At 50.2% G+C, this 19,392-nt stretch carries 16 protein-coding genes and 1 tRNA gene; 6 read left to right on the forward strand and 11 right to left on the reverse strand.

The features are described 5' to 3' along the window. Positions 1-11: 11 nt before the first annotated feature. Together HMPREF9166_RS12740 and HMPREF9166_RS08435 are read right to left on the reverse strand one after the other, a co-directional pair. Entirely contained in the window at positions 12-176 is a 165-nt protein-coding gene (locus tag HMPREF9166_RS12740) for a hypothetical protein (RefSeq protein WP_009753581.1), read from the reverse strand. Between the two features lie 141 nt (positions 177-317). Beyond that, positions 318-1,601 carry an S-layer homology domain-containing protein gene (locus HMPREF9166_RS08435; RefSeq protein ID WP_009753583.1) on the reverse strand — a complete coding sequence of 428 codons (1,284 nt, stop codon included), beginning with the start codon at positions 1,599-1,601 and terminating at the stop codon, positions 318-320. Positions 1,602-1,865: 264 nt separating this feature from the next. Between HMPREF9166_RS08435 and dpaL the strand changes: the two genes are divergently transcribed. Then, a complete protein-coding gene (dpaL, locus tag HMPREF9166_RS08440; RefSeq protein WP_009753584.1) occupies positions 1,866-3,065 on the forward strand; it encodes a diaminopropionate ammonia-lyase in 1,200 nt (399 codons plus the stop codon). Positions 3,066-3,115: 50 nt separating this feature from the next. On the opposite strand, the gene HMPREF9166_RS08445 is transcribed toward dpaL, so the two are convergent. Further along, positions 3,116-3,622, reverse strand: a complete 507-nt coding sequence (locus HMPREF9166_RS08445; RefSeq protein ID WP_254655026.1) for a DUF4411 family protein — start codon at positions 3,620-3,622, stop codon at positions 3,116-3,118. A gap of 1 nt (position 3,623) precedes the next feature. Continuing rightward, positions 3,624-4,781, reverse strand: a complete 1,158-nt coding sequence (locus tag HMPREF9166_RS08450) for an ImmA/IrrE family metallo-endopeptidase (RefSeq protein WP_009753586.1) — start codon at positions 4,779-4,781, stop codon at positions 3,624-3,626. A gap of 306 nt (positions 4,782-5,087) precedes the next feature. Between HMPREF9166_RS08450 and HMPREF9166_RS08455 the strand changes: the two genes are divergently transcribed. Together HMPREF9166_RS08455 and HMPREF9166_RS08460 are read left to right on the forward strand one after the other, a co-directional pair. Further along, the gene (locus tag HMPREF9166_RS08455; protein WP_009753587.1) at positions 5,088-8,228 is read left to right on the forward strand and encodes a helicase-related protein; all 3,141 of its coding nucleotides are present in this window, start codon (positions 5,088-5,090) and stop codon (positions 8,226-8,228) included. After that, positions 8,225-11,827 carry an Eco57I restriction-modification methylase domain-containing protein gene (locus HMPREF9166_RS08460; protein WP_009753588.1) on the forward strand — a complete coding sequence of 1,201 codons (3,603 nt, stop codon included), beginning with the start codon at positions 8,225-8,227 and terminating at the stop codon, positions 11,825-11,827. Before HMPREF9166_RS08455 ends, HMPREF9166_RS08460 begins: the two co-directional genes overlap by 4 nt. 5 nt (positions 11,828-11,832) lie before the next feature. Here HMPREF9166_RS08460 and HMPREF9166_RS08465 read toward each other — a convergent pair whose 3' ends face one another. After that, entirely contained in the window at positions 11,833-12,654 is an 822-nt protein-coding gene (locus HMPREF9166_RS08465; RefSeq protein WP_217490363.1) for a TaqI-like C-terminal specificity domain-containing protein, read from the reverse strand. Between the two features lie 90 nt (positions 12,655-12,744). On the opposite strand from HMPREF9166_RS08465, the gene HMPREF9166_RS08470 reads away from it, so the two are divergent. Together HMPREF9166_RS08470 and HMPREF9166_RS08475 are read left to right on the forward strand one after the other, a co-directional pair. After that, positions 12,745-13,344, forward strand: coding sequence for a master DNA invertase Mpi family serine-type recombinase (locus tag HMPREF9166_RS08470; protein ID WP_009753590.1), 600 nt, complete (start codon positions 12,745-12,747; stop codon positions 13,342-13,344). A 63-nt stretch (positions 13,345-13,407) separates the two neighbouring features. Beyond that, positions 13,408-13,947, forward strand: a complete 540-nt coding sequence (locus HMPREF9166_RS08475) for a hypothetical protein (protein WP_009753591.1) — start codon at positions 13,408-13,410, stop codon at positions 13,945-13,947. 387 nt (positions 13,948-14,334) lie between these two features. On the opposite strand, the gene HMPREF9166_RS08480 is transcribed toward HMPREF9166_RS08475, so the two are convergent. The 6 genes from HMPREF9166_RS08480 to HMPREF9166_RS08500 form a co-directional block, all read right to left on the reverse strand. After that, on the reverse strand, positions 14,335-14,976 hold the full coding sequence (locus tag HMPREF9166_RS08480) for a hypothetical protein (protein ID WP_039981273.1): 642 nt from the start codon (positions 14,974-14,976) through the stop codon (positions 14,335-14,337). A 386-nt stretch (positions 14,977-15,362) separates the two neighbouring features. Beyond that, complete coding sequence (locus HMPREF9166_RS11715; protein ID WP_009753593.1) at positions 15,363-15,755, reverse strand: hypothetical protein; 393 nt, start codon at positions 15,753-15,755, stop codon at positions 15,363-15,365. A 75-nt stretch (positions 15,756-15,830) separates the two neighbouring features. Next, positions 15,831-16,751 (reverse strand): DUF3829 domain-containing protein, encoded by a 921-nt coding sequence (locus tag HMPREF9166_RS08490; RefSeq protein ID WP_009753594.1) that lies wholly within the window; start codon positions 16,749-16,751, stop codon positions 15,831-15,833. A 210-nt stretch (positions 16,752-16,961) separates the two neighbouring features. Beyond that, on the reverse strand, positions 16,962-17,408 hold the full coding sequence (locus HMPREF9166_RS13120; protein WP_009753595.1) for a hypothetical protein: 447 nt from the start codon (positions 17,406-17,408) through the stop codon (positions 16,962-16,964). A gap of 9 nt (positions 17,409-17,417) precedes the next feature. Further along, the gene (locus tag HMPREF9166_RS13125; protein ID WP_009753596.1) at positions 17,418-17,888 is read right to left on the reverse strand and encodes a DUF3829 domain-containing protein; all 471 of its coding nucleotides are present in this window, start codon (positions 17,886-17,888) and stop codon (positions 17,418-17,420) included. A gap of 84 nt (positions 17,889-17,972) precedes the next feature. Then, positions 17,973-18,992 (reverse strand): hypothetical protein, encoded by a 1,020-nt coding sequence (locus HMPREF9166_RS08500; protein ID WP_009753597.1) that lies wholly within the window; start codon positions 18,990-18,992, stop codon positions 17,973-17,975. A gap of 195 nt (positions 18,993-19,187) precedes the next feature. Here HMPREF9166_RS08500 and HMPREF9166_RS08505 point away from each other — a divergent pair. After that, positions 19,188-19,263, forward strand: a tRNA-Thr gene (locus tag HMPREF9166_RS08505). The last annotated feature ends 129 nt before the right edge of the window (positions 19,264-19,392 follow it).

Raw genomic sequence — 19,392 nt, forward strand, 5'->3', positions numbered from 1 at the left:
ATTTCCTTCCTTCATATACTGCGCAACAAAGGCGGCAATATCTTCCCGCGCATGCAGCGCTGTTTTGCACCGTCTGTCATGACAATGCCATACTCCTCCGTGCAGTTCGGCGCAGAGAGCGCCTCCTGCGGCAGGAGGGCGGCGGTGAGCAGAGCTGCAGCGAAGAAGTGCATCATGGGGACGGGATCATGTATCTATCTCCTTTCTATCGTTATAGCGCAGAATGGGGCATGGGTCAAGATGCGCGCGAAAAGCCTCCCCCGTGAGGTCGGGAGAGGCTTTTGTATATAGAAGGAAGTTGACCAAATGGAAATCGTTTAGAAGAAGAACTCGACGCGGCCGAAGAGTTTCGATGCCCTGTCCTTATCCGAGCCAAGATAGCGCGCATAGAGATCCTTGCCGCGGAAATACTTCGCGGAGAGCACGACGTTCGGCAGCAGCGTGTAGTCGGCACCGATCTCGACGCCTCTTGCCCCCTCCATCGCACCATCCGTCGTCGGTGCCACGGAGGCACCTGCGATCTGGCGGTAGGCGACGTATGCCCCCCACGAGCCGCGATCCTCAGGCTCTGCACCCCTGTACTCGTACGCGATCTGATAGGATTTGTCAGGCATATTTCCCATCTTGAAATCCTTGCTGTATGCGTACGCACCAGAGAGGAAATTATACTTGTCGAAGCGATAGGCGAGGTTCACCCCGAAAATCTGCATCGTCTTCTTGTTGTTCTTGAGCATCGCTTGGAGATCTTCTGCATTGAAGCGGTAGTAGCCGAGCCCTGCCGTCAGGCGTCCGTTGTACTGGAGCTCTGCGCCCTGATAGTTTGCCGCCTTGTCATACTGGAACTCGTCACTGCCCATGCGTCCTGCCTGCAGCTTGACACGCAGATCCTTGCCAAAGTTGACCTCAGCTCCTGAAAACTCGCGGTCGAAGACGATCGCACCCGGCTTGGCATACGCCTCTGCCGAGAGCATCTCCAGCTTGCCGAGCTTGACGTTGAAATTGCCGTAGTCGCCCTGTGCCCATGCGCGCTGGAGCGTTACCTTGTCGTTGTCCTCTTCGCCCGCGTCCTTGTTCACCTTTATCGAGGCATCGAGGCGTGCATTGACGTGCCAGTGGCTGTTGATCTCGGCAGACGGCTCAAGACGGAACAGCAGGTTGTTGTCGTTGACTTTTGTCGCTCCTGAGGGCGTACGCGATACTTCCGTGCGGTCGCTCGTGTAGGTATACTCAACTTTGCCGTTCCACTTCACCATGTCGGCGTTGCGCTCGAGGTTCGATACGCGCACGCCGAGATTGTTCAGCTCGTCGGCGAACTCGGCGGCGAGGCGATCAACGAGTGCGCGGTCGGAGGCGGATAGGTCGCCCTTTGCCATCGCCTTGGCGACCATCTGTGCCATCTCGTAGCGCGTGATGTTGCGGTCGCCGCGGAACGTCCCGTCGCCGTAGCCCTCAACCACGCCGTCATTGGCGAGCTGCGTTACGGCATCATACGCCCAGTGGTCGCGCGGCACATCACTGAACGGATTCGCCGCCGCGAACGTTGTTCCTGCCGCTCCCACGACGAGAGCCGCCGCAAGTGCGGACACCAGAGTTTTCTTCATCGGAAAATCCTCCTTTTCGGATCATGCGAATCGGCACAGCCCGTCTATGTTTCCCATCGTGGATGGTGTCCGTGACGTTTGCTGCATCCATTCGCATAAATAATAATAACCTCTCTCATTATATATGAAACTAAGATGAGACGTCAAGCATAATATTCTAAATACAGAGAATAAACATGACGAACATGATTCGTATCATTAGAGCGGGAATCTATGGTATAATAAAAATACAGAACTACTTCAACGGACGGAGGAGGAAATCGTATGAATGAATCAATCAAGGCGGCACATCTCACGCATGATGCAGCGCCGCAGGCAGATCTCACGCCCTTCAGTGCAGAGGCAGCAGCGCGTGTGGAGGCGTTTCATCGGACACTGCCGACGTACGAGCCGACGCCGCTCGCCGACCTCAGGCATCTCGCACGGTCGCTCGGACTGGCGCGTGTCGCCGTGAAGGATGAGAGCAAGCGGTTCGGGCTGAACGCGTTCAAGGGGCTCGGTACGAGCTACGCCGTGGCGCGCTATCTCGCGCAGTATCTGGGCATCCCTGAGGAGGAGATGACCTATGAGCGCCTGCGCGCACCGGAGAACCGCGAGCGGCTGCGCGGCGTCACCCTCGTCACTGCGACGGACGGCAACCACGGGCGCGGTATTGCGTGGGCGGCGAAGCTGTTCGGGATTTTTGCGCATGTCTTTATGCCGAAGGGCGGCTCGCCCGAGCGTCTGGCAAACATCCGCGGACTCGGCGCAGAGGCGTCGTTCACCACCTACAACTATGACGATACCGTGCGCTATGCCTCGCAGATGGCGCAGGAAAAGGGGTGGGTGCTCATGCAGGACACGGCGTTCGGCGGCTACACGGAGCGGCCGCAGTGGATCATGCAGGGCTATTCGACGCTTGCCCATGAGGCAATGGAGCAGTACGCTGAGATGCCGACGCATATCTTTTTGCAGGCAGGTGTCGGGTCGCTGCCGGGGGCGATCACGGGATACTTTGCCGCGCACTATGGGGCGGAGTGTCCCGTCATCACCATCGTCGAGCCGAACCGCGCCGACTGCATCTATCGGACGGCGGCGGCGAACGACGGGGAATCGCACATCGTGACGGGGGAGATTAGTTCCATCATGGCGGGGCTCTCGTGCGGCGAGCCGAATCCCCTCGCATGGGACATCTTGCGGGACTACGCCGATCACTTCGTCTCCGTCCCCGAGTGGGTCGCGGCGAAGGGTATGCGCATCCTCGGCAACCCGCTGGATGACGACCTGCGCGTCGTCTCGGGCGAGAGCGGTGCCGTCACCACGGGACTCGTCGCCGAGCTCATGCAGAACGCGAGCCTCGACTACCTACGCGACGCTATCGGCCTCACGAAGGACTCCCGCATCCTCTGCATCTCCACCGAGGGCGACACCGACCGCACGAATTACCGCCGCGTCGTCTGGGACGGCTTGTATCCGAGTTTTTGACACTAAATAGATACAAAATGCCCCTGCATCGAAATGGTGCAGGGGCATTGTCATAGGCGAAAGCACTCTTGCCGCATCATATCAAATAGTGATGTGTACGCCACGTGAAAATGACGTGCGATATCGGGAAGTTTCGGATTGTTCGAGCTCGTCGTTATGCGACCTGCTGACTGCTCGAAACTCAGAATCGTGTAGTCGTAGGCTGCAGCAACGGCGATCAGCCACGGGTCAGCAATATTTTCTCGCGACCAGAGACGAAGCGCGGCTTCGCTGTATTGATCGCTTTGCTGAATAAAGCTCAGAACGTCTCTATACATTTGAATAATTTGTATATCCTGCGTCGACAGAATACATTCGTTCGGAAGATCGCTTATCCATGCGGAGAGTTCGTCTGTTTCCTTTAGAATCTCATCGCGCACCTTATCCAGAACGGCTATTTTATCCAATGAAATTTTAGGATGCAGCTGCTGCCAGAAAGATGGGGCGAAATCAAAAGGATAGTATGCACGGGATGGGCGTATCAGGCTATTGGCATCGATGAGGTATTTTTTACTCAACTCAGACGCCTCCCATCCGCTCAAGCGCCCCTCTGTAGGTCTTGCGATTGGTTGCTGTCAGCCGGTAGGCATCTGTATCCTGTGTGTTTCCCTGAATTACACTCCGTTCAAGGGCGGCGAGGAAACGATGATCAAGGTTTGAGAGCAGAGTGTTGTAGAAATCTCCGCCGCTGCTTTTCTTTTTTTGTGCCTTTGCATGCTCCCAGCGCTCCTTTTGCAGAGCTAGCATACGCGCATATACATCCCGTGGTATTCTTTTCATCCCATAGGCGCGCCGCAGAATTACGGCTTCACTGCATCGGAAATGACGTGCGGCCCCTTCTATCATATCTTCAACAGGAATGGACGATTCCCATATCTCGGAAAAATCTGCTGCAGGGACGAGCAGTTCTGCTGCAACGGCATTGCACTTCTGTTCGAGCAGACTTACGTGTTCATCCGACCATTCGGAGTTGTTGAAGAGACTGTTTTTGCCGAGCCATACATGAGCCGTTTCGTGCAGGAGGGAGAAGAGGCGTCCGTTTGCTGTGTCTGTTGTGTTTATAAAGATGAGTGGCGCGTACGCATCGACGAGAGTAAAAGCACGAAATTCATTCACATCGAGTGGACGATGTGTATTTGCTCCGATCTTTCCACCCGTAAAGATGAGAAGTCCATGCTGTGCGAGTGTACTGCGGAGGCGATTGAAATTATCTTCCGCATTTTTTCCCCCTCTGTACCAGTTCGTTTTGAGTGCAAGATCATCTCGTATCCGTTGTGCAATCTCACTCGTGGAATCGCGGAGGCTGCAACTCCCGATAAAAGTAGCGGCGTCCGATTGTTCCCGTTTGAGGTCATCCCTTATCCAATCCTGAATTGCCGTCATCTGATCCAAAATGTCGATGAGCTCACGGCTCGGCTTTTGATGTTTTTTACTCCCAACCGTGCGATATTCGGCAAGCGCAATATCCTCGTCAGGCGGTGTCTGTAAAAGGAAATAGCCGAATGGAATACGTGTCTTCCTGCTCATCGCTTCCAGCTGTTTCAGCGTAGGCTGCTTCTCGCCGGTCTTCCATGCGTTCAGCTGGTCGAGCGCATCAGGGGTGACCTGATCTTCATGGATGTTCTGCACAATCCAGTCGATCACAGGTGCATGAACCGGTACGGTAACTCCCGCCATACGGCTCACCTCCTTTTGCCTGTTTCTTTTATGATAGCATATTTATGAAGTGAGTTCTATAGAAAACAACCTGTCGGCTGCCGAAATGCAGAATTTTATCAGGGCTGTAGTTCCGTTTTGTTGAAAAACGGAACTACAGAGAAGATGATAGGCGTGAAAAGTTTCGTTCGACTAACGAAAAACAGGGATGATGTCATTTTTTCTATAGATAGGCGATTATTTTCTTTGATTAAAATATTATTTAATTGTATAATATTCTGTATAGTGATTCTCTACAAGTTTTGATGGTTAGGGAGCGTGTTCTCTATGAATGACTTGAAGTTTTTTACGAATATGCCGGAGCGGGATCTTTATAGCAGATTTTCTACAATCTTACGGAATCATACGCAGTTCTTCGACATTCTCGTTGGATATTTTCGTACGAGCGGATTTTTTCGCCTGTATTCAGCGATGAAGGATATCGAGGAGATTCGCGTGCTCGTTGGGCTGAATGTGGATCGGAAAACAGTTGAAATCATCGATCGCGTGAATGGTCAACCGACAATCAAACAGGCAACCGAGGTCTTTTCTGATGCTGTTGAGGCGGAGTTTGAAGAGGCGCCGACCTCTGCGGATGTTGAAAAAGGCGTGCGGTATTTTATCGAATGGTTGAAAACCGGGAAGCTGCAACTCCGTATGTACGTTGAAGCGCCCCTTCATGCGAAGGTCTATATCATGCGGAAGGATCCAAATTATGCAGATTATTATGGAAGTGTCATCACGGGATCTAGTAATTTCTCGGAAGCAGGGCTGGTGAATAACCTAGAGTTCAATGTTGAACTCAGAGATTGTGCAGATGTAACATTTGCCTTAAAGCGTTTTGAGGAGCTGTGGCAGCACAGTGTACCCGTTGAAGATGCCTATGTGCAAGCGATTGAAAAGCGCACATGGCTTCGGGGGGATATAACACCGTATGAAATTTACTTGAAAACCCTGTATGAGTTTTTTCGTGAGGAGATCAATGCGGATAAGGAGATGCTTGGGCAGAACTTGCTCCCCGATCACTATATGCGTCTGCAATATCAACTGGATGCCGTCGTACAGGCGAAAAAGATATTAGAGGCTTATGGCGGTGTGTTTATCTCCGATGTCGTGGGCCTTGGAAAGACATATATCTGCGCGATGCTTGCAAAATCTCTTGGCAAGGGGAAGAAGCTTATCATCTGTCCACCGGTACTGGTCAGCTACTGGGAGGAAGTCCTACTTGAATTTGATACAGCAGCGAAGGTTGTCTCCCTCGGTAAGCTGGATTCTATACTGGATAGTCATATCCATTATGAATATGTCTTTGTTGATGAGGCGCACCGTTTTCGTAATGCTGATACAGCGGGTTTCAGCAAACTGCATGAAATATGTTATGGCAGAAAGGTTATACTGATCTCTGCTACACCGATCAATAACTATACAAGTGACATTGAAAACCAAATTTATCTATTTCAACCGAAACACAATAGCAATATCGTTGGAACAAAGAATCTGGCGCGATTTTTTGCAAATTTGAACAAACGGCTAAAGGGACTGGAAAAAGGAAGCCCGGACTACATTGCACAAAGTCGGGCGAATTCAGAGATGATTCGAGATAAGCTCATTCGTCATATCATGATACGGCGAACGCGCAGGGAAATTGAAGAGTATTATCATGAGGACTTACAGAAACAGGGGCTTGTTTTTCCAAAACTTGGCGCACCGGAGCAGATTATTTACGCATTCGATGATACGACGGATAAGGTTTTCGGAGAGACCATTGCGGCGATCAAAGAGTTCAAGTATGCACGTTATAAGCCACTCACCTATCTGAAGAATGGGAAAAAATATGCGGCGATGATGACGGCGCAGCACAATATGGGTGGCTTTATGAAGGGCATTTTGGTAAAGCGTCTGGAGAGCAGTTTTTATGCATTTCGTATGACACTTTCCAGATTTATTGAGTCCTATGAACGCTTTATCGAGATGTATAAAAATAGGGGTGGCGTTTGGATCAGTAAGAGTGTGGATGTATATGATTTACTGGACGCAGGTGAGATCGATCAACTGATGAAGATGGTGGAGGATGAGAAAGGACTGCGCATAGAGTCTGGAGAGTTCAGTCCAAACTTTATCATCGATCTGACGAAAGACCTGGCAAAGCTGAAACTGCTGTACGATCTATGGCACACGATAGAGAATGACCCGAAACTGGATGCGTTCAAAGAGGCTCTTGCACGAAATGAAAAGCTAGGTGGGAAGAAGAAAATCATCTTTACCGAGTCCCGTGAAACGGCAGAATATCTGGCCAAAGAACTGGAAGCACAGTATGGTACACGCGTGATTGCATACTCGGGACAAAGCAGCGCAAAGCAGAAGGCAGATATCGAGGATAGCTTCAATCCTAAATACGCAGATCGGCAGCATGACCTCTATGATGTCCTGATTACGACGGACATCCTCGCAGAGGGCATCAATCTCCATCGCTCCAACATACTTATCAACTATGATCTGCCATGGAATCCTACGCGCATCATGCAGCGTGTTGGACGTATTAATCGTGTCGGTACGGAGCATGAGCAAATCTATGTGTTTAATTTCTTTCCGACGGCACAATCCAACGCGCATATGCCCCTCAAGGATCGCATTTTGGAAAAACTGCAGGCGTTTCACGACACGTTAGGAGATGACTATCAATATCTTTCCGATGCCGAGATCGTCAGCTCACAGAAACTGTTCGAGGACTTGACGGCACGGATGGATGGCGAGGAGGAGTCCGGCAGTCCGGAACTCCGATATTTGGCGGTGATTCGGCAGATCAGAGATCAGGATGCAGCACTTTTTGAACGTATCAAGCGTCTGCCAAAAAAATCTAAGACCGGCCGCTACAGTACGCGCGTGAAAGAAAAGGCAACCATCACCTTTATTCGTAAGGGGGCGTTGAAGGACTTTTATATGACGGGGAAGGAGACCAAACAGATCTCCTTTATCGAAGCTGCTCAGTATATGGAATGTTTGCCGGAGGAATCCCGACTGGATGTCGGCAGTGCCTATTACGATCATTATGAGCGAAATAATGAGGCGTTTGACCAAGCACTTGTTCAGGATGAGGTGATTGAGTCGGCAAAAGCTCCCCTAGGACGCAACGATGCCACGATTGTTAAATTCTTGCGCGCAGCAGGGCGAGATCCGTCGTTGACGGAGGATCAGGAGATGACAATCTATCGAATGCTCAAGGCATTTGAAAATGGAGATATCCCGCAGAATATCAGCAAGAATATCGTAAAAGGATTAGCGACCTATAAGGATATTCCTTCTGCGTATTTCTTTGTAGCCGGCGAAATCCCCAAGCAATACCTCTATGAACGCAAAGACGCTATACGACAGAACCCTGGTGAAAAACAGGTGATTCTTTCCTGCTATCTAAAGGAGAGCGCAAAATGAACGACAAGAAGCGAATGATTTTTGAGGAGACTTTGACACAGGCATACTCATATGAGAGATATCGGAGATTTCTGGGCGAATTACTCAATCATGTGCAGTTCAAACCGCAGATTGCAAAGGAACCCTATAATACGTTTTCTGCCGCCATCAAGAATTATGTGCATATCGGAGACTATGAAGATGGAGAGCATCAAAAAATAGCACTGTTTTCCGTTTGTCTGAAAAATAATAAGAGCATTGAAAACGCACGCAGTATGCAGCGTTCCTTCGTCAAATCTCTTTTAGAAAGCAGTAATTATTGTGCAGGGGCGTTAGTGGCCTTTTACACGGATGCTGAGCCATATAGATGGCGGCTTTCGTTGGTCCATATGGACTACAATTTCTACAAGGGGAAAATACGAACGGAGCTGACGCCGGCAAAGCGTTACTCCTATCTGGTTGGTGAAGGTGAGCCCTGCCATACGGCAAAAGAGCGCCTTTACCCGATTTTTGCAGAGGATGATGTCGACCCTGGACTGGATGATCTCGAAGAGGCATTTAGTGTCGAAGCTGTAACGAAGGAGTTTTTCGCGCAGTATCGGGAAAAATATCTCTCTGTGAAAGAGTTTTTGGAGCATAATACGGACTTTGTGCGGGAAGCGGCTTCCAGAGGCTTTAACAGCGAGCAGTTCGCCAAAAAGCTCATGGGACAGCTGGTCTTCCTGTATTTCATACAGAAAAAAGGATGGTTGGGGGTTAATGCATTCCCAAAAACACTGAGTGAGAGCGCGTATAAAAGAGCTTTCTATCAGCCGGGACAAAAACCCAAAGAACTCATGCCGTATGTCTATCGCAGAAATGAGGCGGGAGAAATCCGCCTGGATGCATCAGCTCTGCGCGAACTCAGTGATGATGATGAGATCGCCCTGTCAAAGATTGTACAAGGCGGGGCCTGGGGCGACGGACCCAAGGACTTCATGCGTCAACTGTTCAACGACTGTAAGAAGCGTGGAAAGAACTTTTTCGACGATTATTTAGAGCCTCTTTTTTATGAGGGGCTCAACCAGAATCGTGGAGACCAAGCATTTTTCCTGCCGCTGCACAGCCGCATCCCCTTTCTCAATGGTGGTTTGTTCGAGGAGCTGGAGGGGTACGATTGGAAGAACAATGACTTCTGTATCCCGGATGAGCTGTTTTCTAATGCGGATGAAAACGGCAGGGATGCGGATGGTATCTTGGATGTCTTTGATCGTTATAACTTTACCATGGTAGAAGATGAGCCGATGGAGCGCGAAGTTGCCGTCGATCCGGAGATGCTCGGCAAGGTATTTGAAAATCTTTTGGATGTGAAAGACCGAAAATCCAAGGGGGCATTTTATACGCCGCGCGAGATCGTTCACTATATGTGTCAGGAAAGCCTAATTCGTTATCTCTCCCACAAGACAGGTATTGCGGATGGCGATATTCGTAAGTTCATCCTATATGGGGAGTATTTCAGAGAGGAAGACGTAAAGAAGACGCAGTCCGTCTATAAAGATGGTAAAATACATCACAAGGTTTTTGACAAGAACAAAGCGCTTGAAATGCCGGAGACCATCTTTAGTTATCGGAAAGAAGTGAATCGTCTACAGGAGATGGACGACCTTCTTGCAAATGTTAAGGTCTTAGATCCCGCCGTCGGGTCGGGGGCATTTCCACTTGGTATGTTGACGGAGATTGTGAAGGCGAGAGAAACACTGACCTCGTATATGGGGATCGAACTCAATGGGCTTCAGAGATATGCACTTTACTCAGATCGTAGAGCCTATAACCTGAAACGGGAAACGATAAAAAACTCGATCTTTGCCTGTGATCTTGAAGCCAGTGCTGCCGATATCACAAAACTGCGTCTCTGGCTCTCCCTCGTCATTGACGATCAAATTCGTACGAAGGAAAATGAAGAGTTTGGAGAAATGACAAAACCTCACGAGTTGCCGAATCTCGACTGCAATATTATCTGTGGCAACAGTCTGGTTGATGCATTTCATGGCATCAAGCTGATTACGGAGAACAGCGCTCTGGGTAATCTATCCGCGATGCGGCAGGGAGCGCTTCTTTATGATGAGCATTTTACAACGCAGACTCATCGGCTCATTTCCATGCAGGATCGTCTGTATGATGAAAAAACACGTGTGGAAAAGGAGCGGATCAAAAAAGAGATTCAAGAAATTTATGACGAGACCATTCTGACCAACCTGAACGGTTCTCAACCGGCGATGGATGCCTACTATGAATGCAAGAACGACGTGACGAAGCCGTTCATCCTCTGGCAGCTCATGTTTCCTAAAGTGTTTCGCGACAATGGCGGATTTGACATTGTCATCGGGAATCCGCCATACATTCAGCTACAAACGAAGATTGATGAAAATACAGGCGAGAAGTTGGGGGATCAGTTTGCGGAACTTGGATTCCAAACCTTTGCGAAAACGGGAGATATTTATTGTCTGTTTTACGAAAAAGGATATCAGTTGCTTTCCCCTGGCGGTGTCTTAACGTACATTACAAGCAATAAATGGATGCGAGCAGGCTACGGGGAAAAGCTGCGTTGCTTTTTCGCTAAAAAAACCAATCCTCTCCGATTGATTGACTTCGGAAAACAGAAAATATTTGCGTCGGCGACCGTCGATGTTAATATATTGATGTTCACAAAAAGTGAAAATGAAGAACGTACTCTTGCGTGTACGGTAGGAGAGTCGTGTTCAAGTAATTTGAGCGTTTATATTGAACAGAATAGCTGTCGTACGTCATTTTCTTCCGATGAAAGTTGGGTAATACTTTCATCGGAAGAACACCATATTCGCAATAAAATCAACACGTATGGTGTGCCATTGAAAGAATGGGATGTGAAAATCTACCGTGGAATACTGACAGGATTTAACGATGCGTTCATTATCTCAAGTAAGAAAAAGGATGAGCTGATTGCTGCAGACCCGAAATCTGCCGAACTTATTCGACCGATTCTTCGTGGCAGGGATGTTAAGCGGTATGGATTTAGTTTTTCTGATTTATGGTTAATCACAACACATAATGGAATCAAATCAAAAAACCTCCCACCAGTTCATGTAGAAGACTACCCTGCAATTCACAAGCATCTAGATGAATATTATCCCCAGTTGGCAAAGAGAGCAGACAAAGGAGATACACCATATAATTTGAGAAACTGCGTTTATATGAACGAATTTTTTAAGCAGAAAATTATATGGGGGAATTTGGCTTTATCGGCACAATTTGCATGGGCAGAAGAAGGCTATTTTATCAATGCCCCCTCATCTATGATTGTGCCCGGAAATAAATATCTTTTAGCTATTATCAACTCAAAACTAGCTGATTGGTATATTAGGCAGTTAGGCGTTACAAGGAATGGAGGCTATTTTGAGTATAAGCCAATGTTTGTTGAACAACTCCCTGTTCCCGTGCTGGATGAGGAAGCACAGATTCCATATATTCGTCTAGTAGATAAAATCCTTGAAGAAAAAAGGGCTTTGAATGATACGCAGCATTTAGAGAGTGAAATCAATCAACGAGTTTATGCTCTTTATCATTTAAGAGAGGAAGAAATTCTGTATATAGAATCACAATAAGTCTCCTATAAAAGGATATATTGACGTTCTTCTCCGGATAGCTCATATAATGAGCAGAAAATCTCATCAACACATCTATCAATCTCCTCTTCATCAAGAGCGGAGTTTCCTTCCATACGCTTATGATAAAGATCATGAAGTCGTTCTTCCGTCTCAGTTGAAGGGCGAACTAAAGAAATCTTACTTAAAAAAGCCTCACCTTTTCCACCAACGGAATTTACCTCAGGAAGAATTATTTTGGCAAAGATTTTGCTGTTTAGAAATGAAAGGATATAAATTAAATGGTCTCCTGTAATTATATAGCATTTGTTGTTCAACATGATGCCTGATTCAACCATACAGGCATTTATGTTATCGCTGATTTCACGATATACTATTTTCTGCTTAAAAAATTCGTTCCAATAACTGATGCTATCCTGTGTCTCAAACCATTTGTTGTTGGTTTTCTTTCTTGATTTTACAGGCACACCATCAATGATATGCGTTGCTCCCGTCTGCTCAAGACGTTCTATCCCGAAGGAAAGAAAATATTGTTTTATCGCCGGATACTGGTCTATATCATATTTGCAGCTTGGAAAAGTAGCAATAATCCATTGATCAGAAAAACTAAATCCATACCGCTTAACATCCCTGCCACGAAGAATCGGTCGAATAAGTTCGGCAGATTTCGGGTCTGCAGCAATCAGTTCATCCTTTTTCTCACTTGAGATAATAAACGCATCATTACACCCCGTCTTTATCCCATAGTTAATTGCAAGATTCCAGTCACTAAGTGCGATGCCGCATGATTGGATTTTCTTGCGAATATTTTGCTCAATAGGGGACATGATTGTCCAGCTGTCCTTTCCGGTAAACGAGGAGATCAGGTTATTCTGTTCAATATAAACGCTCCTATTAGTTTTGCAAAGGAGCATAAGATGAACTACGGTTATATCAGAGTAAGCAGTGACAAACAGACGGTTGAGAATCAAAGGTTCGAGATTCAAAAATTTTGTCAGCGAGAAGGTCTTACAATTGATGGCTGGATCGAGGAAACGGTCAGTGGGACAAAAAGCTACGATAAGCGAGAATTGGGGGCTTTGCTTGCAAATATTTCAAAAGGAGATTTGATTGTTTGCTCAGAACTTTCAAGGCTTGGACGTAATCTTTTTATGATTATGGAAATCCTGAATCAATGTATGGATAAAGAATGTCGTGTATGGACGATCAAGGCTTCTTACCGTCTTGGGGATGATATTCAGAGCAAGGTGCTAGCCTTTGCTTTCGGCTTATCTGCGGAAATTGAACGAAACTTAATTAGTCAGCGGACGAAAGAAGCCCTAGCACGGAAAAAAGCAGAAGGAGTAATACTTGGCCGGCCAAGGGGGAGAAAGTCCACTAAAGTGAAACTTTCGGGAAAAGAGAGAATCATAAAGGAACTTAGAGGACAAGGCGTATCGATTAGCGAAATTGCGAGAATCTACAAGGTAAATCGCAATACAGTAAGCAGTTTTATTCGCACGCGGATCATAGAATGAGGGTAGGAGTTGTTGATTAAAATAGAGGCGATCAAATTGGTATGACAGAAGGTGAGACTCAGCATGGATGAGAATGAACGCTATATCGCGATGGTAACCGTGAATGATGTGCCGTGGCACCGACTGACGACGCCCTATGGGCGTGCAGCGGAGTTTCCTCGGTACTTTGCTGTGCTTAAGTCCATGGACGATCTTGCGGCGGTGGAGGATGCCCTCTGCGAACTGACCATCAACACGGAGCATCAGAGCACGCTCTGGCACGCAACGCCGTTTGCCATGATCTTTCTTGTGCGGATCTTTCGACGTGCCCGCGCCGCGCAGCCCGAGAACGAAATCGCTCGAATGATTGCAGGGCGACTGCTCGAACACTTCCGGCTGATCGCGGAATGTGTCCGCATGGGGGAGGAGATGGAACACGCCGAACCTCTGCCGCGCTTCTCCGATCTGCTTCGGGAGGAATATCTCTGGTCGGAGGTCTATGACGAGGAGGCGGACGAGCTGCGCTGGGAGGCGGATGATGTTTTCCCCGCAGATCTCTTCTATAGCTTTTACTACTACTCTGCTCAGGTGCTTGCTTCGTGCGAGGGCGAACTCAAACAATAGACCTCGGGCAGTCTGAGATGATGGGGCGCGTCGAATCGTATACAAAACGTGAAAACACCTCTGTACGACCAACGTGCAGAGGTGTTTATCATGGGACTGTGCGAGAGTAAAATGCAGATTTTATCATAGGATCAAGGATTCGTTTCGCATCATATTAAATTGCAATATCAAGATTCGGAGGGATCAATCGGTGCAGAGACTTTTCCTGCATTCAGATTGCGAATCAATTCATCCATCATCTGCAGTGTGTGTTTCGATATTTCAGCTGGTCGTATCAATATTGTGCAATTCGACGCGGGGAAGATGCGTCGTATCCGTCTATGCTGGGAGAGAAATGCTGTTGCTCGGATGTGCGAAACGTTCCTCTCTAAATGAGATGAGTTCCTTTCAGTTATCGTTATTCATCCATGGCGGGACATCCAGCGACTGCAGATCCTCTTGTGTGATGGGGGATTGCACCGTTCCGCTTGGCATATAGAATATCTGGTCTTTTTCTTTGATTTGGACGACATCGTCAACAATAAATTTGATCAAAGGGAATATTTCTGACATATTGGGAGGGATAATAGGGCTCACCTCGTATTCTCTGGGCACACGACCATCAATTTTTAGATAGTATCTATGCCCATCCAGCCCAATAATACGATCAACGAAAGATGATCCCCAATCTGCATTTATGACGGCGTTGATAAGTGACATATCGTGTTCTTTCAGTACCTTCTCGTTTACCGGAGTAAACTGCTTCACGTAGCGAATAAAACCGTTATCATGTTCTGCCATTGTGACAGCTTTGTTTATTTTCATTTTGGATAGAGCATCTCCCATTCTTGGGGAGTAGTAATCCACTATTTTGTGAAAGTAGTCGATAGAGGTCAGCCCTACGTTCCAGTATATCCTGTAGTCATTATTGCCCATCTGATATACTTGGGCGCAAATTGCAGGGGGCCGCTGAGAACAGACGATTTTCAATTCAAGGAGTCGCTGTCCATTTTCGACACAGAAGGAAAAACAATCTTCATAATTACTCATTGCAAATATTTCCTTGGTAGTCGCATCCGTCCATGCTAGGGGACGAATGTTGTTGCTCGGATGTGCGAATTATGTTATTCTGAGCATGTCAAAGAATGGATGAGCAAGGGTCAGCTCCACTTTCCCTACTCGTTTTTGCAGTGATGCATAATGGCTGTGCCGCCAACAATAGTGGAGCCTCTCGCGAGTTGTGCGGACGGCCGTTTTCTTTGATGCGCTCGTGCGCGTGATGGGAGGCATTCATTGTGGAGGCCTTGTATGTCTGCGTATGCGTGCCCTTGTCCCCGTCCTGAAATGAGGGGACAGGGCGGCCCATCACAAAACGGAATGTCGGCACCTGCTGTTATGGTAGGTGCTTTTTTGCTGATTCGTATCTCGTGTTTACCTTATGATGATTGTTTCTCCTGCTCCTTTGTGTGCGGCGCGTTGCTCTCATCCGGCGGGATGCGTGCGCTGTCGTGTCCGTCCGGGCGGGCGCGGTCCTTTGGCAGCCAGAAGCCCCACACGTTGTTGGAGAATTCGCCGGCGGCGAAGCGGTGAACGCTGCCGTCCACGGTGATTTCGTATACGTTCATGGTGTAGGGCTGCCCGTAGAGCGGATCATGGACACGGATGCATTTGCGTGTGTTCGTCCATTCGTGGGCAAATACGTCCACGCCGAAGAGGAAGCATTCCTCGCCGATGGCGGTGGCTGCGTACTCAAAGTCCGATGATTTCTCCACGCGGTACTTTATACCGATGGCGGTTGTTATGTACTCTTGATCTGCTGATTTTGTCATGGTGTCACGCCTCGTTCCTGCTGAAAATCCCCCGCAGAGTATCTGCGGGGGATTCGTGTTTCGGAAGTATTTCCTTTACTTCTTCTTTCCGTCGAGTTCGTTGATGTCGACGTTGCTGCTGGTGGAGGAGAGTCTGTTAAACTCCTCGATGACGTTGTTGAACTTCTTCGGGTCGGGGCTTCCGGAGGTATACTCACGCACCTGACCGATGAAGCTGTTGACCTGGCTCTTGTAGGAGGAGAGGAAGCCGGTGCCGGATGGGAGCTTTTCGAGAAGGGCGCTGATCTCGCCGATCTTCGCCTCGGCGGCGTTCTTGTCGACCTGCTCGCCGTCGAGCATCTCGACGAGCTCTCGTGTCTTGCCGTTCAGCTCGAGGAAGGAGGCGGCATTCTCCTTGCCCTCGCTGCGCAGCGCATCGATCTGGGCGAGGCGGAGTTCCTTGTAGCGGTCGGTGACGACGGCGTCGAATTTGTCGTAGGCGGCATCGAATTTGTCATAGAGCGGGAAGAACTGCGCGACCATCTCGTCCGACTGCGCATAGTTGTCGGTCATATAGGTCTTGGCGGAGTAGTAGCTCTTCAGCTTTGAGGCGAGCGGCTCGAGATCCTTCAGGACGGCGAGCAGGTCATCTGCCGCTGCGTCGATGTCGGGATAGACACCTGCGGCCTTCGGGTCGGAACGTGCCGCCTCAAGGGCACTTTTCAGATTTTCAAAATTCGGCAAGGAGATATGCTCCTTGTGCTCTCCTTTGCGGAGACTGTCGAGGGACGGGGCGATGGAAAAGTTAAAGGTGACGATGTTGTGGTTGTAGTCGTTCGTTGCCTCGAGGTAGGGGGTGAGTGCCGTCTCGCGCGACTGTGCATTGCTTGCTGTGGTCTGCTGTGATGCGGCGCTGTCGCTGCTGCTGCCGCAGCCCGTGAACAGTACGGCAGGGGCGGCGAGCAGGCTGCACGCTGTGAGGATGGAGAGGGTACGTCGGATCGTGGAACAGATCATGAGGAGCCTCCTTCTTGAAAATATCTGAATATAAGATAAATAGTCACAACAAGTATAACCCAGGTGATAATTTCTGTCAAACATTACGTGCCTTTCATCCGTGGATCTTCGTTGTGTGTCATGGGGGAATCGTGTACGGGACGAGATTATGTTGATCGGCACGCAAAAACCTCCTGCCGTGAAGTGGGAGGGGTAGATTTATGTTGTGCGCTACTTCTTTTTCGCGTCGAGCGCGTTGACGTCGACGTTGTTGCCCGTGGCGGCGAGACGGTTGAACTCCTCGACGACGTTGTCGAGTTTGTTCGGGTCGGGAGGTCCCGCATTATACGCGCGGACTGCCGCGACGAGGCTGTTGATGCCGTTCTTGTAGGTCACGAGATAACCGGTGCCGGCGGGGAGTTTCTCGATGAGGGTGTTGATCTCGCGGATTTTCGCCTCGGTGGCTTCCGGATCGTGTCCACCGCTGCGCAGCATGCGGACAAGCTCGCGTGCCTTCGTGCGCAGCTCGAGGAAGGTGGCGGCGTTCTCTCTGCCGTCGCTGTGCATCGCGTCGATCTGGGCGAGCCGCATCTCCTTGTAGTGGTCGGTGACGATGGCATCCAGCCGGTCGTAGGCTGAGATAAATCGGTCATAGAGCGGGAGAAACTCTGCCGTCATTTCGTCTGCCTACGCGCAGCCGTCCGTCGTGTACGCCCCGGCGGCGTAGTAGTTCTCCATTTGGTCGGCGAGCGGGGCGAGCTCCTCCAGCGTGCTGCGCAGTTCCTCTGTCGCCGCATCGACGTCGGGATAGACGCCCGTGCCGCCGGGCGCAGCGTGCGCCGCGTCAAGCTCACGGCGGAGTTTTGAGAGCGGCGGGAGCGTGATCCTCGTCAGGTGCTTCCCCTGCCGCAGGTCGCTGACGGTGGTGGAGACGGCGAGGCTCAGGGGGAGCATCGTGCTGTTGTAGGCGGTCGTTGCCTCCATATACGGGCCGAGTGACGCTCTGCGCTCCTCCATGCTGCGCGCAGGCATTTGCTGCGTCGGGACGGGGGATTCCGCGCTGCGTCCGCCGCAGCCCGTGAGCAGTACGGCCGGCGCGGTGAGCACGATGCAGAGGGTGAGGGCAGCGCATACGCGCCGCAAAAATGGGTGCAGCATGGGAATCCTCCTTTACATAAAACCTTCATTATAAAAAGTATATGATAGATGAAAGTCTCTGTCAAGAAAGATTACGGTGCACTGTTACTCTGTTGTACGTTCCTGCTGCATTGCGCCGCGGATGACCTCGGTGATGACGCGCGTCCAGTCGATGCCGCCCCGCGCGCCGCCGTCACCGCGCTCGGCGTGGCGTGCCTCCTGCTCCGCCTTGTGCTCGGCACGGCGCAGTTTCATCCAGAGCTCGTCGTCTGTCTTGTCGGAGGCGTCCCACGCAGTGCGCAGCTCTGCGGCCGCATCGTCGTAGCGTCCCATGTCAAAGTAGATCTGTCCGCGGTAGCGGTGCAGCTGCCAGATGGGATAGGGCGTGTTCGTGTGCGGTGTGCGGTCGGCCGCGTCGAAGTCATTGAGTGCGAGACGGTCGCTGCGGAGCTCGTAGTAGGCGCGCCCGCGCAGGTAGAACGCATACGCACGCGCATTCCCTGTGACGGCGGGATCCTCGATGAGGAGGGAGAGGTCGGCGATGGCGTGCTGCTCGTCACCGCGCTGGATCATGGCGGTCGCGTCGTCAAAGATGCGGCCAAGCTTGTAGCTCTCCTCGAGCTGTGCGCCGATCTCCGCCTTCTCTGTGCCGCGTGCCTGCTCGTAGCGTGCGAGGAGCTCGTCGTTCTGCCGCTTCAGCTCGTCGCGTTCCTTCTGGAGGCGTGCCAGCTCCGTCTTGTTCTGGGCGAGGGCGGCGAGATCGACCTTGGACGTGTCGACCTCGCAGACGAGATGCACGCGGTAACGCCACACGTCGCCGACGAGCTCGGGCGTTACGTCTTCATGCAGGACGCGCAGCACCGTACCCGCGACCATGCGCACCTCATCCTTCGTGAGGGTGAGGTTCTGCGTCTCCGTGTAGCTCTCAACGTAGACGCCGGCCTGCTCCGTCGCGGAGCGCATCGCCTCCTGCCGTGCGGCGTCGCGGGCGATCTTTGGCGAGTCGTTGTCACCGACGGTGTAGACGCCCTCCGCCTCGATGGTCTGCGGGGCGGCGAGTGCCGTACTCGCTGCGGTGAGGAGAAACAGCGCGCAGCAGAGGGCGCGCAGAATATGTTCGATCATGCAGTTCACTCCTTGATGGGCATGAGATGCCCCGAGATGCTGTATCAGCTACCTCGTATTGTTCCAAAAAATTCTTAAAGTGAAGTGAAACGGGGATTAGCTGCAAATGATTCCCGCGGAGAAAAAATATTTGCTGCGGGGTTGACAGGAGCGCGCGGCTCGGGTATAATTCCACTATCGCCTGTGAGGCGGTATGCTGATTTAGCTCAGTTGGTAGAGCAGCTCATTCGTAATGAGCAGGTCGTAGGTTCAAGTCCTATAATCAGCTCCATTTGAAACGCAGAGGCTTCCGAGAGATCGGAAGCTTTTTTTCTTGCCTGTGAGAAGTTCACATATTTTGTCATAATAGAAGAAGGGATGAAAGAGGCAGAGGGAGAAGTAGAAAAGCACAGATTGCGTA

It is taken from the genome of Selenomonas sp. oral taxon 149 str. 67H29BP (assembly GCF_000146365.1).
In the GTDB taxonomy this organism is placed as follows: Bacteria; Bacillota; Negativicutes; order Selenomonadales; family Selenomonadaceae; genus Centipeda; species Centipeda felix.

Excerpts from the sequence above, each read along its gene's own strand:
- HMPREF9166_RS08500 (WP_009753597.1), bottom strand. The coding sequence starts at position 18,992 with ATGATCGAACATATTCTGCGCGCCCTCTGCTGCGCGCTGTTTCTCCTC.
- HMPREF9166_RS08460 (WP_009753588.1), top strand. The coding sequence starts at position 8,225 with ATGAACGACAAGAAGCGAATGATTTTTGAGGAGACTTTGACACAGGCA.
- HMPREF9166_RS11715 (WP_009753593.1), bottom strand. The coding sequence starts at position 15,755 with ATGACAAAATCAGCAGATCAAGAGTACATAACAACCGCCATCGGTATA.
- HMPREF9166_RS08490 (WP_009753594.1), bottom strand. The coding sequence starts at position 16,751 with ATGATCTGTTCCACGATCCGACGTACCCTCTCCATCCTCACAGCGTGC.
- HMPREF9166_RS08475 (WP_009753591.1), top strand. The coding sequence starts at position 13,408 with ATGGATGAGAATGAACGCTATATCGCGATGGTAACCGTGAATGATGTG.
- HMPREF9166_RS12740 (WP_009753581.1), bottom strand. The coding sequence starts at position 176 with ATGATGCACTTCTTCGCTGCAGCTCTGCTCACCGCCGCCCTCCTGCCG.
- dpaL (WP_009753584.1), top strand. The coding sequence starts at position 1,866 with ATGAATGAATCAATCAAGGCGGCACATCTCACGCATGATGCAGCGCCG.
- HMPREF9166_RS08435 (WP_009753583.1), bottom strand. The coding sequence starts at position 1,601 with ATGAAGAAAACTCTGGTGTCCGCACTTGCGGCGGCTCTCGTCGTGGGA.
- HMPREF9166_RS08455 (WP_009753587.1), top strand. The coding sequence starts at position 5,088 with ATGAATGACTTGAAGTTTTTTACGAATATGCCGGAGCGGGATCTTTAT.
- HMPREF9166_RS08465 (WP_217490363.1), bottom strand. The coding sequence starts at position 12,654 with ATGTCCCCTATTGAGCAAAATATTCGCAAGAAAATCCAATCATGCGGC.
- HMPREF9166_RS13120 (WP_009753595.1), bottom strand. The coding sequence starts at position 17,408 with ATGACGGCAGAGTTTCTCCCGCTCTATGACCGATTTATCTCAGCCTAC.
- HMPREF9166_RS08480 (WP_039981273.1), bottom strand. The coding sequence starts at position 14,976 with ATGAGTAATTATGAAGATTGTTTTTCCTTCTGTGTCGAAAATGGACAG.
- HMPREF9166_RS08470 (WP_009753590.1), top strand. The coding sequence starts at position 12,745 with ATGAACTACGGTTATATCAGAGTAAGCAGTGACAAACAGACGGTTGAG.
- HMPREF9166_RS08450 (WP_009753586.1), bottom strand. The coding sequence starts at position 4,781 with ATGGCGGGAGTTACCGTACCGGTTCATGCACCTGTGATCGACTGGATT.
- HMPREF9166_RS13125 (WP_009753596.1), bottom strand. The coding sequence starts at position 17,888 with ATGCTGCACCCATTTTTGCGGCGCGTATGCGCTGCCCTCACCCTCTGC.